The organism is Novosphingobium percolationis, assembly GCF_020179425.1.
In the GTDB taxonomy this organism is placed as follows: Bacteria; Pseudomonadota; Alphaproteobacteria; order Sphingomonadales; family Sphingomonadaceae; genus Novosphingobium; species Novosphingobium percolationis.
Genome location: NZ_JAILYM010000010.1, coordinates 1 through 14,459 on the forward strand (window position 1 = coordinate 1; position 14,459 = coordinate 14,459).

The 14,459-nt window shown below is 62.9% G+C and carries 16 protein-coding genes and 2 pseudogenes; 6 read left to right on the plus strand and 12 right to left on the minus strand.

The features are described 5' to 3' along the window. A pseudogene (locus tag K3A84_RS19020) lies at positions 1-112 on the plus strand (IS630 family transposase); the annotation flags it as partial. 5 nt (positions 113-117) lie between these two features. Here K3A84_RS19020 and K3A84_RS19025 read toward each other — a convergent pair. Then, positions 118-810, minus strand: a pseudogene (locus K3A84_RS19025) (anion permease); the annotation flags it as partial. Next, positions 810-1,916: a DUF47 family protein gene (locus tag K3A84_RS19030; protein ID WP_225011113.1), complete on the minus strand. Its 1,107-nt coding sequence runs from the start codon at positions 1,914-1,916 to the stop codon at positions 810-812. The gene K3A84_RS19030 and the pseudogene K3A84_RS19025, both read right to left, overlap by 1 nt. Positions 1,917-2,312: 396 nt before the next feature. Between K3A84_RS19030 and K3A84_RS20590 the strand changes: the two genes are divergently transcribed. Then, positions 2,313-3,680, plus strand: a complete 1,368-nt coding sequence (locus K3A84_RS20590; protein WP_318248335.1) for a calcium-binding protein — start codon at positions 2,313-2,315, stop codon at positions 3,678-3,680. A gap of 924 nt (positions 3,681-4,604) precedes the next feature. Here K3A84_RS20590 and arsH read toward each other — a convergent pair. Genes arsH through K3A84_RS19065 form a run of 6 tightly spaced genes read right to left on the minus strand, consistent with a single transcriptional unit; the run spans position 4,605 to position 7,839 of the window. Continuing rightward, complete coding sequence (arsH, locus tag K3A84_RS19045; protein ID WP_318248336.1) at positions 4,605-5,345, minus strand: arsenical resistance protein ArsH; 741 nt, start codon at positions 5,343-5,345, stop codon at positions 4,605-4,607. Beyond that, positions 5,345-5,467, minus strand: a complete 123-nt coding sequence (locus K3A84_RS20470; RefSeq protein WP_263626411.1) for a hypothetical protein — start codon at positions 5,465-5,467, stop codon at positions 5,345-5,347. Before K3A84_RS20470 ends, arsH begins: the two co-directional genes overlap by 1 nt. Further along, on the minus strand, positions 5,464-6,540 hold the full coding sequence (arsB, locus tag K3A84_RS19050; protein WP_225011115.1) for an ACR3 family arsenite efflux transporter: 1,077 nt from the start codon (positions 6,538-6,540) through the stop codon (positions 5,464-5,466). The genes K3A84_RS20470 and arsB overlap by 4 nt, the downstream gene beginning before the upstream one ends. Continuing rightward, complete coding sequence (arsC, locus tag K3A84_RS19055; RefSeq protein WP_225011116.1) at positions 6,537-6,968, minus strand: arsenate reductase (glutaredoxin); 432 nt, start codon at positions 6,966-6,968, stop codon at positions 6,537-6,539. The genes arsB and arsC overlap by 4 nt, the downstream gene beginning before the upstream one ends. Then, positions 6,968-7,495, minus strand: a complete 528-nt coding sequence (locus K3A84_RS19060) for an arsenate reductase ArsC (RefSeq protein WP_225011117.1) — start codon at positions 7,493-7,495, stop codon at positions 6,968-6,970. The genes arsC and K3A84_RS19060 overlap by 1 nt, the downstream gene beginning before the upstream one ends. 11 nt (positions 7,496-7,506) lie before the next feature. After that, positions 7,507-7,839, minus strand: a complete 333-nt coding sequence (locus tag K3A84_RS19065) for an ArsR/SmtB family transcription factor (RefSeq protein WP_225011193.1) — start codon at positions 7,837-7,839, stop codon at positions 7,507-7,509. Positions 7,840-7,945: 106 nt separating this feature from the next. Between K3A84_RS19065 and K3A84_RS19070 the strand changes: the two genes are divergently transcribed. The 3 genes from K3A84_RS19070 to K3A84_RS19080 are packed head-to-tail and all read left to right on the plus strand — an operon-like array spanning position 7,946 to position 9,347. Further along, positions 7,946-8,221, plus strand: coding sequence for a metal/formaldehyde-sensitive transcriptional repressor (locus K3A84_RS19070; RefSeq protein WP_225011118.1), 276 nt, complete (start codon positions 7,946-7,948; stop codon positions 8,219-8,221). Positions 8,222-8,231: 10 nt separating this feature from the next. Continuing rightward, positions 8,232-9,152 carry a CDF family Co(II)/Ni(II) efflux transporter DmeF gene (dmeF, locus tag K3A84_RS19075; RefSeq protein WP_225011119.1) on the plus strand — a complete coding sequence of 307 codons (921 nt, stop codon included), beginning with the start codon at positions 8,232-8,234 and terminating at the stop codon, positions 9,150-9,152. Between the two features lie 12 nt (positions 9,153-9,164). Further along, complete coding sequence (locus tag K3A84_RS19080) at positions 9,165-9,347, plus strand: DUF1289 domain-containing protein (protein ID WP_225011120.1); 183 nt, start codon at positions 9,165-9,167, stop codon at positions 9,345-9,347. A gap of 59 nt (positions 9,348-9,406) precedes the next feature. Here the strand turns inward: K3A84_RS19080 and cueR are convergent, their stop codons facing one another. The 4 genes from cueR to copC form a co-directional block, all read right to left on the minus strand. Further along, complete coding sequence (cueR, locus tag K3A84_RS19085) at positions 9,407-9,793, minus strand: Cu(I)-responsive transcriptional regulator (RefSeq protein ID WP_225011121.1); 387 nt, start codon at positions 9,791-9,793, stop codon at positions 9,407-9,409. After that, entirely contained in the window at positions 9,790-12,153 is a 2,364-nt protein-coding gene (locus tag K3A84_RS19090; RefSeq protein ID WP_225011122.1) for a heavy metal translocating P-type ATPase, read from the minus strand. Before K3A84_RS19090 ends, cueR begins: the two co-directional genes overlap by 4 nt. A gap of 115 nt (positions 12,154-12,268) precedes the next feature. Beyond that, positions 12,269-13,204 carry a copper homeostasis membrane protein CopD gene (gene copD, locus K3A84_RS19095; protein ID WP_225011123.1) on the minus strand — a complete coding sequence of 312 codons (936 nt, stop codon included), beginning with the start codon at positions 13,202-13,204 and terminating at the stop codon, positions 12,269-12,271. A gap of 4 nt (positions 13,205-13,208) precedes the next feature. Continuing rightward, positions 13,209-13,667: a copper homeostasis periplasmic binding protein CopC gene (gene copC, locus K3A84_RS19100; RefSeq protein ID WP_404823187.1), complete on the minus strand. Its 459-nt coding sequence runs from the start codon at positions 13,665-13,667 to the stop codon at positions 13,209-13,211. Between the two features lie 216 nt (positions 13,668-13,883). On the opposite strand from copC, the gene K3A84_RS19105 reads away from it, so the two are divergent. After that, on the plus strand, positions 13,884-14,420 hold the full coding sequence (locus K3A84_RS19105; RefSeq protein ID WP_225011124.1) for a c-type cytochrome: 537 nt from the start codon (positions 13,884-13,886) through the stop codon (positions 14,418-14,420). Positions 14,421-14,459 lie beyond the last annotated feature (39 nt).

The following is a 14,459-nucleotide window of genomic DNA, read 5'->3' on the forward strand; positions in this document are numbered from 1 at the left end:
CGGTGAGCGAACCGTCAATGGGCTGTGGGACCTGATCGGCAGGCTCGTCGATATCTTCCAGCCCGGCGAATGCGCCAACTACTTCACCTCATGCGGATATGACCCGGAATGATCGAAAAACGCTCTAATCGCCACCCAGTGTGGCACCGCGAATTCGCCCTTCAGGTATCCGGTCGAAAACAGCAGCACGGTGATCACGCCCATCGTCTTCTGCGCATCGTTCAACCCATGGCTGATCGAATAGGCGGCCGAGGACATCAGGTGCAGTGAGCGGAAGCTGCGTTCGGCGGTCTTGTTGCGCGCGCGGGCGAAGAGCCAACTCGACATCAGCATGATCAGCATTGAAAGAGCCATGCCCAGCACCGGCGAGAGCACGATCGCGACCAGCGTCTTGTTGAGGCCGGTCCACTGGATGCCGGTGAAGCCTGCATGGGCCACACCCGCCCCGACGATCCCGCCCACCAGGGCATGGCTGGAGGACGAGGGAATGCCCTTGAGCCAGGTCACCACGTTCCAGAACATCGCGCCGGCCAGTGCGCCGAACACAACCGCCGGTGTCACCAGATCCTTGTCAATCAGGCCCTTGCCGATCGTTTCGGCCACCTTGTGCAGGCTCGGGAACAGGATAGTCAGGAAATAGGCGGCAAAGTTGAACCCGGCGGCGAACAGCACCGCCGGCACCGGCTTCAGCAGCTTGGTCGAAACCACCGTGGCGATCGAATTGGCCGCGTCGTGCAACCCGTTGAGGAAATCGAACGCGAGCGCCACCAGCACCAGCCCGGCGAGCAGGGGAAAGGCGATCTCGTGCATCAGGCGTGGTCGATCACGATGCCGTCAATCTCGTTGGCCACATCCTCGAAGGCGTCAACGATCTGTTCGAGGTGTTTGTAGACTTCGCGCGCGACGATGAACTTGATCGTCGCCTTCTCGCCATGTTCCTTGAACGCGCGCTTCAGGCCCTGGCGGTGGATGTCATCGGCGTGGTTCTCCATGCGGACAAGGCGCTCGGTAAGCTCGTGCAGGCGCGTGCCGTTGCGGCCTACGTCGCGCAGCAGCGGCATGGCTTCAGCGACGAGCCGCGCGGCATCGATGATGATCGCCGCCATGTCCTTCATCTCCTGCTCGAACTCGCGCACTTCGTACAGGTCCACAGCCTGCACGGCGGCTTGCATTTCGTCGATGGCGTCGTCCATCGAACCGATCAGGCTGGTAATCGCGCTGCGGTCGAAAGGGGTCAGGAACGTCTCGCGCACGGTGCGCAGCGTTTCGCGGATGATCTGGTCGCCGTCGTTCTCGCGCTCGATCACCTCGCGGATGTGGTCGGCGGGGTTGCCCGTACCTTGCAGCAGCCTCGCCAGCGCGTCCGCGCCCGAAACGATGGTCTGGGCGTGCGCCTCGAACAGTTCGAAGAAATTGCCGGTTTTCGGCAGAAGACGCTGGAACCATGCGGACATCTGGAAAATCCTCGATTTGTGGGCGACCTGCGCCAGCATCCCGGTGCGGCGGGTGGCCGCCTGAAATTCGTTGGGGGCGAAACTGCGCATCAGTTCGCGCAAGTCCGCTTCGTCGACCCTCTCGGCCGCTTCGGCAAGGCTGAACCAGCAACGTTCGCGCTGCCCGGCTTCCTTCCAGGTGGCCAGCTCGTCGGTGACGGCGAGAGGAAACACCTCGACATCGACCATCAGCGACGCGCCGCTGCCCTTGCGTTTGCGATAGCGGTATGTGCCAAGCGGAACCGGGCAGACAAGGCCATGCACACCCGCTTCTTCCTCGGCTTCGATCGCGGCGGCCGCGTGGCTGGTCAGCCCGGCGATCCCGTTGCCTTTGGGCACGACCCACCGCCCGCTCCCGCGCGAGGTGACCAGCAGCACCCGCACGCTGAGGTCGGTGCCGGTCCCGTCGGTGCGATAGGGCAAGGCAGCGATCTGTTGGATGAAGCTTCTCCGGGGAGGCAACAGTCGCAAACGGCGCGCGGAGCGCCCCCGATCGGCTCCGACGATTCGTCCGCAGCCATTGGCGCGGGTACAGGTGGCTGTCAAATTTCCGTCAAAGATCGATGTCTGCGCACTCCTGCCCGGCCCGCAGCGAGCCGGCGGCTCGTTGTATGCCTCGCCAGCGGTGGGATACGACTCCGGTGGCGGCCGACTGCGTGATGCTCGGGCGCGGTTGTTCGAAGACATCAAGGTCGCTTGCCGAATCCTAGCGGCCGAGACACCAATATTGCATCCGCATCGGTAAGTATCCGGGGCAATAATTTCAGTATGGGCGAGAAAAACGGGTTCCCTGCACAGGGTGGGCTGCTAGCAAAAGAGGTGAGGCCTGCAGACGGGGCGGGAGACTGGGGACACGATGACGAATTTCAACGGACCGATGGCGACGACATCTACGATGGTGGCGACGGTGCCGTGGTGGTGCATGGATTGGGCGGCAATGACACGTTGAGCGGAGGCACATCGACCCGCCAGATCTACGGCGATGCGGGCAATGATATCCTGACCGGCGGTGGGGTCTACACCGGGCTCATTGACGGCGGCACGGGTGATGACGTGATCCGCGCCGGATACATGACGCAGGTCATCGGCGGGGCCGGCAACGACCGGCTCGATGGCGGCGCGGGCAACGATACCTTGACCGGCGGTGATGGCGCCGACGTCCTGCTCGGGCGGGACGGGGCCGACACGGTGGATGGCGGCGCGGGCAATGACAGCCTCGACGGCGGGACCGGGGCTGACACGCTGAGCGGCGGCGCGGGCGACGACAGCTACCAGGTCGACGATGCCGGCGACGTCATCAAGGAGAACCCGGGCGAGGGGCAGGACACGGTGGCCGCCAGCCTGGACTGGACGCTGAGCGCCAACGTGGAGAACCTGCGGCTCATGAGCAGCGCGATCAGTGCGACGGGTAACGCGCTCGCCAACCGCATCGAGGGCAATGCCGCCAACAACGTGATCGACGGTGGCGCAGGGGACGATACGCTTGTCGGCGGTCTTGGCGACGACATCTACCGGATCCGCTCGGGCGAGGGCCAGGACACCATCGTCGAAAAGGCTGGCGAGGGCGCGAACGACGTTGTCCAGACCACGCTGTCGCTGTCGCTGTCGCTGACGTTGCCGACGAACGTCGAGGTCGGCGTCGCGGCAGGGACGGCGGTCGTGGCCTTGACCGGCAACACGCTCGACAACACGCTCGCGGGCAACAGCGCCGGCAACACCTTGTCAGGCGGCGACGGGCGTGATGTCCTGTTCGGCCTTGGTGGCAGCGACACCCTGCGCGGCGATGGTGGCGACGACCTGATCTACGGCGGGGACGGCAACGATACCCTGACCGGAGGCACCGGCGCCGATCTTTTCGTCATATCGAAGGGTGCAGGCGAAGGAATCGACCAGATCACGGACTTCGTGTCCGGGACCGACCAGATCGTCGTCCTGAACGATTACGCGTCGGGAGCACTGACGGCGGATGGCTTCGTCATCGGGACCAGCGCTCGCGACAACAACGATATCGCGATCTACGACAAGGCGAGCGGCAAGCTCTATGTCGATTACGACGCCAATGGTGCAGGGCAGAAGGTGCTGCTGGCGCAATTCGTGCCCAACACCGTGTTGGCGGCGAGCGACATCCTGCTGGATTTCGCATCCGCGTTTCCTTTGCCGGGGAGCGCGAGCGACCTGATCATCTGACGATGGACCACGGCTGGGGGCGGTTGACGCCGCCCCCAGCCGCACGCTGGATTCTGGTGTGCAGCTTGCGATGCGGACGGCCAACAGAGCGCCGGGAACGGCGGACAGGGCGATGCGGCTGCAATGTCGCCGAGGGTTCCGAGATCGCGAATCTGGGCCGCTATCGCCGGGCCGACCTGCGCAACATGGTTCGGATGGATGACGGCTGACGGACCGCGCTGGGTGCCATGCCGCCCGCGCTGCGCGGGCGGTCCTGATTGAGGCACGGACAGGCAGTCGCCGAAAGCAAAAATGGTGGGCTGGTGTGGGGGCGCTGAAGGCGTCTTCCCGCAAATACCCATTTTCAACACCTTAGAGGTGGAAAATGGCTCCCCCTATAATCCACATTGCGAACTTTTTTAGGATTCCAACGATGGAAGCTAGAAAACTGGTCACGCGTTACCGTGCCGCGTTCAAGAACGCGGCTTGAGCTATATAAGACGACCAATACGGCCTTAACCGTCCCACATGGCGCAGGATAACTTGCCATTTCCCCTTTTGGAGTAGCTGTTGTCTTGCGTGTGGAGGCAATAAATCAGCATTTAATTCAGATCGTGGCACGAGATCCAGCGGTTCATCGCTCGCAAAAGCGTGTGGCTCAGCTCTCTCTCGGTTCGATCTGAAGTGGTGATGACCCAGGATTTTGATCGCCGCAATGGGTAGGGCATTGAAGTGCCGTTTACGCGTCAACGCGGACAAAAGGGCACAAATCTGCCCTTTCTGCACCTCGTCGATCCATGTCAGGATCGTGAACTTGAAGGTGCTGCCCAGCTATCCGAGCTTTTACAGCAGCAGCACCAGGTTCTGCGTTCCGGTGTCACATGGCTTGTTCGTAAGGTGAGAATCGCATGCGTGCTGCGCTGCTCAACCACTGACCCCAGCAGTTCAAGCAACCGACTGTGATGCAAGATCCTTTTCAGCGTCCCGCTTGGCGGTCGCTGCCTTGCGTTCGGAATAACGATCTACGAGCTGGTCAGCATGGCCACGCGTCAATACGGTGAACCGGACCAGTTCCTCCATCACATCGGCGATCCGGTCATAATAGCTCGAGGGCTTCATGCGCCCGGCTTCGTCGAACTCCTTGAAGGCCATGGCGACGCTCGACTGGTTGGGAATCGTGAACATCCGCATCCATCGACCAAGCAGACGCAGCGTGTTGACCGCGTTGAACGATTGCGATCCGCCCGACACCTGCATCACCGCGAGCGTCCGCCCTTGTGTGGGCCTCATGCCGCCGAACTCCAGTGGAAGATGGTCGATCTGGGCCTTCATGATGCCGGTGATCTGGCCGTGGCGTTCGGGGCTGCACCACACCTGGCCTTCCGACCACAGGGCATGCTCGCGCAACTCGTGGACGGCGGGGTGGTCATCGGCCTTCACCTGATCGGGCAATGGCAAATCGCTTGGATCGAATATCCGGACTTCGGCTCCGAACAGGATCAGCAACCGCGCCGCTTCTTCGACAGCAAGCCGGCTGAACGACCGCTCCCGGAGTGAGCCATAAAGAAGCAGGATCCGGGGTGGGTGCTCGAGCGAGCCGAGCCCCGTCGCGAAATCGGGGCGAATCACGTCGCGATCGAGCGCCGGCATGAAATCGGGGTCGGCAAGGATACGAAGACGTGACATCAGGCAATCCGCTTGGAAAGAAAGGCGGCGCTCGCCGGGCAGAGCGACCGAAACTCGGCCGATCCGGTTACGGCGTCGGGCGCATCGGCACGGCTGGCCGTGACATAGCCAGGCACGATCATGCCGGCACGCGCTCCTCGTACCAGGGCCGGGTCGCCTTCACGATCTTCACCACCGACAGCATGACCGGAACCTCAACCAGCACGCCGACCACGGTCGCCAGCGCTGCGCCCGAGTTGAGCCCGAACAGGCTGATCGCGGCAGCAACCGCCAGTTCGAAGAAGTTGGATGCGCCGATCAGCGCGGCGGGCGCGGCCACACACCAGGCGACACCGAACCGGCGGCTGAGCCAATAGGCCAATCCCGCGTTGAAATAGACCTGGATGAGGATCGGCACCGCGATCAGCGCAATGACGAGCGGATGGGCAATGATTGCCTGACCCTGGAAGCCGAACAGCAGGACCAGTGTCGTCAGCAACGCGACCAGCGACATCGGACCTAGTCGCGCCAGCAGTCGGTCGAGTGCTGGCCGCCCGCCCGATGACAGAACCGCGCGGCGGATCAGCTGGGCGACGACCACTGGCACCACAATGTAGAGCAGCACCGAGATCAGCAGCGTGTCCCACGGCACGGTGATCGATGCGACGCCAAGCAGCAGGGCGACCAGCGGTGCGAAGGCGAACACCATGATGACGTCGTTCAGCGCAACCTGGCTCAGCGTATAGGTGGGCTCGCCGTCACAAAGGTTTGACCAGACGAACACCATCGCGGTGCAGGGTGCGGCCGCCAGCAGGATCAGCCCGGCGATATAGGAATTGACGTCGGCGGCCGGCAACAGCGGGCGAAACAGCCAGCCGAGGAACAGCGTGCCGAGCAGCGCCATCGAAAAGGGCTTCACCGCCCAGTTGATGAACAGCGTCACCCCGACACCCTTCCAGTGCTGCTTGACCGAGCCCAGCGCGCCAAGATCGATCTTGAGCAGCATGGGGATGATCATCAACCAAATCAGCACGGCGACCACGAGGTTGACCCTGGCGACCTCAGCGGATGCAATGACCGCGAACAGGCCTGGCAGCGCATAGCCGAGCGCGATGCCAACCACGATGCACAGCGCCACCCAGACGCTGAGATAGCGCTCGAACAGGCTGATCGCCGGCCTGACCGGCGCCAATGCTTCAACAGTGGTGGCGTTCATGACGCGACCCGCTGGCCGCTATCATCGACAACGCGCTCCCCGTCCTCCTTCGTGAATGCACCGCGCTGATCGCTTGGCAGCAGGTCGAGTACCTCTTCGGACGGCCGGCACAGCTTCACGCCGAGTGGCGAGACTACGATCGGCCGGTTGATCAGGATCGGATGCTCCATCATCGCATCGATGAGGTGATCGTCGCTAAGCGTCGCATCGCCCAGTCCCAGCTCGACGAAGGGTGTGCCCTTCTCGCGCAGCAGGGCACGCGACGGAATGCCCATCCGATCGAGGAGCGACACCAGCATCGCTCGCGACGGCGGGGTCTTCAGATATTCGACGACATGCGGCTCGATGCCGGCGTTACGGATCATCGCCAGCGTGTTGCGCGAAGTGCCGCACTCGGCATTGTGGTAGATCACGATATCGACGGGCATCAGGCCGCATCCCCGCGGCGGCTGCTCGCACCTTCGCCATGTCCGATCTCGCGGACATGCGCGCGCAGCGCCATGGCGTCGAGCCGATCGAACGGCAAGGCTATGAACAGCTTGATGCGGTTCTCGAGATAGCGGAGCGCCGTGACGAATGCCCGCTCGCGTTCGACAGGCGTGCCCTGGACGTGACTGGGATCCTCGATGCCCCAATGCGCCGTCATTGGATGGCCCGGCCAGATGGGGCAGGTCTCGCCGGCCGCGTCGTCGCAGACCGTGAATACAAAATCCATCACCGGCGCGTCGGCTCCGGAAAACTCCTCCCAACTCTTCGAGCGCAGGCCTTCGGTCGGATAGTCGATCCGCTCCAGCAGTGCGATGGCGTCGGGATTTATCGCGCCCTTGGGATAGCTGCCGGCCGAAAAGGCGCGGAAGCGCCCGTCGCCCAGTTTGTTGAGCGCGCTCTCGGCCAGGATCGAGCGGGCCGAGTTGCCGGTGCATAGAAACAGGACATTGAAGATGCGATCGGACATGATGGCCTCCATCAGCAGCAGGGGATGAGTTCGGCGATCAGCGGCTCGCACAACTCCGCCTTGCCGCCGCAGCAATCCTTGACGAGAAACAGGGTGAGCACCTTCAGTTGATCGAGGTCGGCGCGGTAGTTGATGATCCGGCTGCGTCGTTCCGCGTGGATCAGTCCGGCACGCGCGAGCGTCGCCAGATGGACCGACATGGTGTTCTGGGGAACGTCTAGCTGTCGCGCGATCTCACCTGCGGCGAGCCCGTCGGGCTCATGTCGTACAAGAAGACGAAAGGCATCCAGCCTCGTTGTCTGGGCAAGCGCTCCCAGCGCCAAGATTGCAGATATAGATTCCATATATCCGCTATAATAGATATATGGTGAGAGCGCCAGCCCCATGTGAATCCGATTTCCACTCGATCACTATGGCGGCGCACCTATCTATAGGATAGGGGGGTATGCTATGGGACATTTGACCGAAGGCAATGATGAACTCGTGAAGCGGGTGCGCCGCATCGCGGGTCAGGTCACCGCAATTGAGAAAGCGCTGGCGGCAGGGACGGACTGCACGACGACGCTGCATCTGGTCGCAGCGACCCGCGGTGCCATCAATGGCCTCATGGACGTGATTATCGAGGAGCATGTCCGGGCGCATGTGGCGCATCCCGATCTTCCGGCCGAGGAGCGCGCCGCAGGGGCGGAAGAACTGATCGCGGTCATACGCCGCTACGCAAAATGAGGCTGAGATATTGACGACGTCCCGCGACATTGACGCCTTTACGCACGACCATGTGTATCTGGGGGCCTCTCACGACGAGAACGCCCGCCGGACGTTGTGGGTTGTGGTGCTGACGGCTGTGATGATGATCGGCGAGATCTTCGCCGGCTATGTCACAGGCTCGATGGCGCTCCTAGCCGACGGTTTTCATATGGCGACCCACGCCGGGGCGCTGAGTGTCGCAGCGATTGCCTATGCCTATGCCAAGCGGCATGCATCCAATGGGCGGTTCAGCTTCGGAACCGGAAAGGTCGGCGACCTGGCAGGCTTCGCTTCGGCGCTCGTTCTAGGCCTTATTGCCTTGGGAATCGGGGTCGAATCGATCCTGCGGCTGTTCGAACCCATCAAGGTCGCGTTTGGCGAAGCAACGGTGATTGCGGTCATTGGGCTCGGCGTGAACATCGTCAGCGCATTTCTGCTGTCGGGTAGCCACCATCATCATGGTCATGACGATCACGCCCATGACCATGATGCCCATGGCGGCGACAATAACCTCCGCTCAGCCTATATGCACGTCCTCGCCGACGCTCTCACCTCGGTGTTGGCGATCACGGCTCTTCTGGCAGGGCGCTATCTGGGCTGGGTATGGATGGACCCTGTCATGGGAATCGTCGGGGCAGTGGTGATCGCCCGCTGGTCCTGGAGCTTGATGCGCGATACCGCCGCAGTCCTCCTCGATACGACCGACAATCATGTGGCCGAGGAAATACAGGATCTCGTCGAAGGCCCCGGAGATGCGCGCATTTCCGATCTCCATGTCTGGCGTGTCGGCCCCGAGGCCCATGCCGCGATCGTCGGCGTTGTCGGCGGCGCGGGAATCGATGCGACTATCATCCGTGACCGTCTCGTCCCCGTCCATGAACTGAAGCATCTGACGGTCGAGTGCCATTGAAAGCGCGCACGCATGAAGTCTCCGTGCATCGACTTGTGCGCGTTTGACGGTTCGACCGGCTGGTGCCGGGGGTGCGGCAGGTCCAAACCCGAATGCAGGACATGGAAGAAGGCGCAGCCGCAACAACAACGCAAGATCGCTGCCGACCTTCCGCGCCGGCTTGCGAAGCTGGCAGGCCGCAAACTGCACAAGTGAAATCAGCGGCGCGGCGGCTTGCACGCGCCCCTGACGATCTACCGACCCGCCAGATAGGCTCAGGACGCCAGACGCGTCAGTATCGGACATTCAGGCCGCTCATTTCCGTGACAGCTCTTCGCCAAATCCAGCAGCGCTTCACGCATCGCATTGAGCGCATCCGCCTTTCGGCCAAGATCCGCCGCGCGAGATTCTGCCAGCGCCCTGACCTCCGAACTGGCGCGATCACGATCGGACCACAGATCAAGCAGCTTTCGGATTTCCTCGATCGGAAAGCCGAGATCGCGGGCATTGGCTATGAAGCGAAGGCGATGGACGTCCGCGTCGCTATAATCGCGATAGCCACTGTCTCGCCGCGCCGCCGACGGGATCAGGCCGATCTTCTCATAGTGGCGGATCATCCGTTGCGAGACCCCGCTCGCGGCCGACGCACCGCCGATGTTCACAGTGTCACCCGATTGAGGCGCAGCGCGTTGGTGACCACGCTGACCGACGACAGCGCCATCGCCGCCGCCGCGATGATCGGCGAGAGCAGGATGCCGAAGATCGGGTAGAGCAGGCCCGCCGCGATCGGGACCCCGGCAGCGTTGTAGATGAAGGCGAAGAACAGGTTCTGGCGGATATTGGACATGGTCGCCTCGCTCAGCCGGCGCGCACGCACGATACCGCCTAGATCACCCTTCAGCAGCGTCACGCCAGCGCTTTCGATCGCGACATCGGTGCCGGAGCCCATTGCGATGCCGACATCGGCGGCGGCGAGCGCCGGCGCATCGTTGACCCCGTCGCCTGCCATGGCGACGATGCGGCCCTCGCCCTTCAATCGGACGACCACCGCGCTCTTCTGATCCGGCAGCACTTCGGCTTCGACCTCGTCGATCCCGAGCTTGCGTCCGACCGCTTCGGCCGTGGTGCGATTGTCGCCGGTCAGCATCACGACCCTTATACCCTCCTTGCGAAGCGCCGCGATGGCCTCGGCCGTCGTCGCCTTGATCGCATCGGCAATGGCCAGAATCCCGGCCGCCTGCTTGTCGATGCCGATGAAAATGGCGGTCGCGCCATCCTGACGCAGTTCGTCGGCCTGTAGCTCAAGAGCGCTGACATCGATCCCGCTTTCAGACAGGAAGCGAGCATTGCCCAGGGTGATGCGCTTGCCATCGACCGTGCCGAACGCGCCCTTGCCGGTTGGCGAATCGAAGTCAGTGACTTCGGGAAGTGCGATTCCCCTGTCCTTGGCGGCGGCGACCACGGCGAGAGCGAGCGGATGTTCGGACGCTCGCTCGACGCCTGCTGCGAGCCGCAGCAGGTCGCTCTCCTCATGGCCAGGGGCGGAGACGATGCGGGTGACCGAGGGGCGCCCTTCGGTCAACGTCCCGGTCTTGTCGACGACGAGCGTGTCGACCTTCTCCATCCGCTCCAATGCTTCGGCATTCTTGATGAGGACGCCGAGCCCCGCGCCCCGACCGATGCCGACCATGATCGACATCGGCGTCGCCAGCCCCAAGGCGCAGGGGCAGGCGATGATGAGGACGGCGACGGCGGCGATCAGGCCATGGGCCAGGCGCGGCTCCGGCCCCCAGAGACCCCACACGCCAAAGGCGATGACCGCGACGAGCAGGACGGCGGGCACGAACCATCCCGCGACCTGGTCAGCCAGGCGCTGGATCGGCGCCCGCGAGCGCTGCGCGTCCGCCACCATCTGGACGATGCGCGCCAGCATCGTGTCGCGGCCCACCTTCTCGGCGCGGATGACGAGCGCGCCGCTCTGGTTGATCGTTCCGCCGATGACAGCGTCGCCGAGCGCCTTCGTGACCGGCATCGACTCGCCCGTCACCATCGACTCATCGAGCGAGGATCGGCCCTCCTCGACCTCGCCATCGACCGGCACTTTTTCGCCCGGTCGAACACGGAGCCGATCGCCAACGGCGACCTGGTCGAGCGACACCTCCTCGTCACTCCCGTTGGCGCCAATGCGGCGCGCGGTCTTGGGCGCAAGGTTGAGCAGCGCCTTGATGGCGCCCGAGGTTCGCTCGCGGGCACGCAACTCGAGGACTTGTCCCAGCAGGACCAGGACAGTGATGACGGCGGCGGCCTCGAAATAGACCGCGACAGAGCCATCGGCCGCTCGGAACGCGGCGGGGAAAATGCCGGGAGCAACGGTTGCAACGACGCTATAGGCCCAGGCTACACCGGTGCCCATGGCGATCAGCGTGAACATATTGAGCTTGCGCGTGCGAACCGAAATCCACCCGCGCTCGAAGAAGGGAAACCCTGCCCACAGCACAACCGGGGTCGCCAGCGCCAACTGGACCCAAGCCGAGGCTGCTGGCGACAGCAGATGGTGGAGCGCGGGGAAGAGGTGGCCGCCCATTTCGAGCGCGAACACGGGAAGGGTCAGCACAAGGCCGATCCAGAAACGACGGGTCATATCGACGAGTTCGGCACTCGGCGCTGTATCTGCAGTGACCATTTCGGGTTCAAGCGCCATGCCGCATATGGGGCAGGCGCCAGGATGGTCCTGTCGGACTTCCGGGTGCATGGGACAGGTCCAGATGGCGCCCTCGGCCACTGCTTCCTGCCCGGTCGAGCGATCGTTCAGATAGCGGTCCGGATCGGCAACAAATTTGGACCGGCAACCCGCGCTGCAGAAATGATAGTCATGGCCGGCATGGGTGGCGTGATGGGGTGTAGCCCCTGGATCTACCGTCATCCCGCAAACCGGATCGATTACCGTTGCAGCGCCCTTGTCCTTGCCGCCCGCGCAGCAGCTATGGGCGTGAGCATGGCTCGTTGCTTTGGACTCGGGCACAGCACGTCTCCTTGTTGACGTTGCCTATCTGGGGTCTGACATCATGTCAGGGTCAAGGGCGGATCGATAATTTTGTGAACGACGTGCATCGTTTGCCAGGGCGAACATCGCTCTCTCACATTCCCGAAGCCGGTGGCGCCAGCAGCCCGAGCCAGGCGACCAGTACGAGGATCACGATTACACAGCCGCTTTCGACCAGAAGACTCCGCCGCAGCGACCGGACAGCAGAGCGGCCGTCACCCTCTTCCAACGCCGTTGCGAGCGCCGGGGTCAGGAAGAAGCGGTTGGCGGCCGCCAGCAGCAGCATCACGCCGAAAAGCAGCAATTTTGCCAGAAGCAGCACGCCATAGAGGCTCGTGAAAAGCGCGCCCAGCTTTGAAGGACCGATCAAAATCCAACTGTTTATCAGGCCCGAGAGGATCAGCAGGCCGACCACGATGGAGCCTACCCTTGCAAAGCCGTCCAATGCCCGGTGCGAAAGATGGATATGTTCCCTGGCCATGCGCGCCGCGGGTCGAAAAATGAGAAGGCACAGGGCACACAGCGCCCCGATCCATATCCCGGCGGCGAGAAGATGGATGATGTCAGCGCCCAGGTGAAACAAGCCAAGCGCGCCTTCGTCCGCCGCCCCGTGACCTGTCCATGCCAGTGTCGCAAGGGCTGTCGCCGCTGTGGTCGACAGCGCGGCCAAAGCGAAGCTCGGACGTCGCCATCCCACGATCGAAAAATAGAGCACCAGCAAGAGCGCGGCGATACGCACCTGCCAGACGGTGCCGGTGGTCGTTTCCGCGATGACCATGTTGACCGTAGCCCGGTCGATTTCACCGATCGGGACGCCCCCCATGGATGCCGCCAGCACCATCATGCCCAATATCGACAATCCGATGCCGACCAAGGCGATGGTAGCAAGGGCGGGGCGGAAGCGCAGGACCGAGCCGGATTTACGCTCGGCCCCGCGCAACGTATAGAGCCCGAACATCGGCAGCCCAAAGAGCAGCATGAGGTCAAGATAAAGGCCCAGCCTGACGGCAATCGCCACCAAGTCCGGCACGATCTTACTTCACCTTGAACGTGTAGGCGCCCTCGATTCGATGCGTGTCAGTGGACACGACATGATAGTCCACCTTGTATGTGCCGGCCGACAGTGGCTTCGCAAACGTCGCGACGAGCGTCTTGCCGTCAGGCGCGAGCGTGGCCTTGACGCCATTGATCTTCATCGGTCCCATCTTCATGCCGGGCATCTCCGTCATCGTCAGGTCGATACCGGAAAATTGTGCGACGAGCGCTTCGGTAAAGACGAGCTGGATCTTCGTGGGGACCGCTACCACCGCATCGGCAGCGGGCAGGGCGGTCGCCAACCTCGGGTGCGCCTGCGCGGCAACCGTCACGAAGGTCGAGGCAGCCAAGGCGGCCGCAAAAACTGTCTTACGAAACATCGATTTCTCCATGGTCGGCGTGCTGCCGACACAGCCAATTACGCACGGCGGCGCGCGACCCCTCATCAATGCGGCCATATTTCTTCGGCGCGGGCTCCAATGACTGCACGGCAGCCCGCCCCGCATCTATGATTTTCGCGTCTCTTGAGGGGTCGAGGCACCGCGCGCGTATGATGAAGTGGATGGGTGCGAAAATCACCGATCACCCATGGGCTTTTGCTGGGGGAGGACGCGATGACTGATTCAAGGGCAACAGGGTTCCGACGGCATTTGCCGAGTGGCCCATTCATTGCCTTGGCGGCGCTCGCAGTCGCGGCGATCGGTGGCGCGGTGGTGTATGTCGGAGCCTATGACATTGGTGCCGACGCGCCGCATAGCCAACCTGTTTATTGGATGATCTCGCAATTTCGGGACCGCTCGATTGCTGTCCGGTCACGTAACATCGTCGTTCCTGCGAACCTCATGGATGTGAAGCGTCTCCAAAGCGGAGCAGGGCTCTACACGGAGATGTGCAGCGGCTGCCATCTCGCACCGGGTTTGGATAAGAGCGAGATAAGCCAGGGTCTGTATCCGAGGGCGCCGGAACTCTTTCGCGAGCCGCAAAGGCCGGCGCAGCAACAGTTTTGGATCATCAAGCACGGCGTCAAGCTCACGGCCATGCCGGCATGGGGCAAGACGCATAGCGATGAACTGATCTGGGATATGGTGGCCTTTATCCGGCAATTGCCGAATATGTCGGCCGCGCAATATCAAGCCGCTATCGCGAGTGCGCCCGAGGACCATGATGCAATGATGAAAGACATGCCCGGCATGGCGAAGAAGACGCACTAGATCAGGGCGCAAGACCACGGCGCACATGCTCATCAGCTC

Bases quoted from the DNA above. Each gene is read 5' to 3' on its own strand.
- arsC (WP_225011116.1), bottom strand. From the start codon at position 6,968: ATGCCCGTCGATATCGTGATCTACCACAATGCCGAGTGCGGCACTTCG.
- copC (WP_404823187.1), bottom strand. From the start codon at position 13,667: ATGGCCGCATTGATGAGGGGTCGCGCGCCGCCGTGCGTAATTGGCTGT.
- arsB (WP_225011115.1), bottom strand. From the start codon at position 6,540: ATGAACGCCACCACTGTTGAAGCATTGGCGCCGGTCAGGCCGGCGATC.
- K3A84_RS20470 (WP_263626411.1), bottom strand. From the start codon at position 5,467: ATGATCGTGCCTGGCTATGTCACGGCCAGCCGTGCCGATGCGCCCGAC.
- arsH (WP_318248336.1), bottom strand. From the start codon at position 5,345: ATGTCACGTCTTCGTATCCTTGCCGACCCCGATTTCATGCCGGCGCTC.
- K3A84_RS19080 (WP_225011120.1), top strand. From the start codon at position 9,165: ATGAAGTCTCCGTGCATCGACTTGTGCGCGTTTGACGGTTCGACCGGC.
- K3A84_RS19065 (WP_225011193.1), bottom strand. From the start codon at position 7,839: ATGGAATCTATATCTGCAATCTTGGCGCTGGGAGCGCTTGCCCAGACA.
- K3A84_RS19070 (WP_225011118.1), top strand. From the start codon at position 7,946: ATGGGACATTTGACCGAAGGCAATGATGAACTCGTGAAGCGGGTGCGC.
- K3A84_RS19060 (WP_225011117.1), bottom strand. From the start codon at position 7,495: ATGTCCGATCGCATCTTCAATGTCCTGTTTCTATGCACCGGCAACTCG.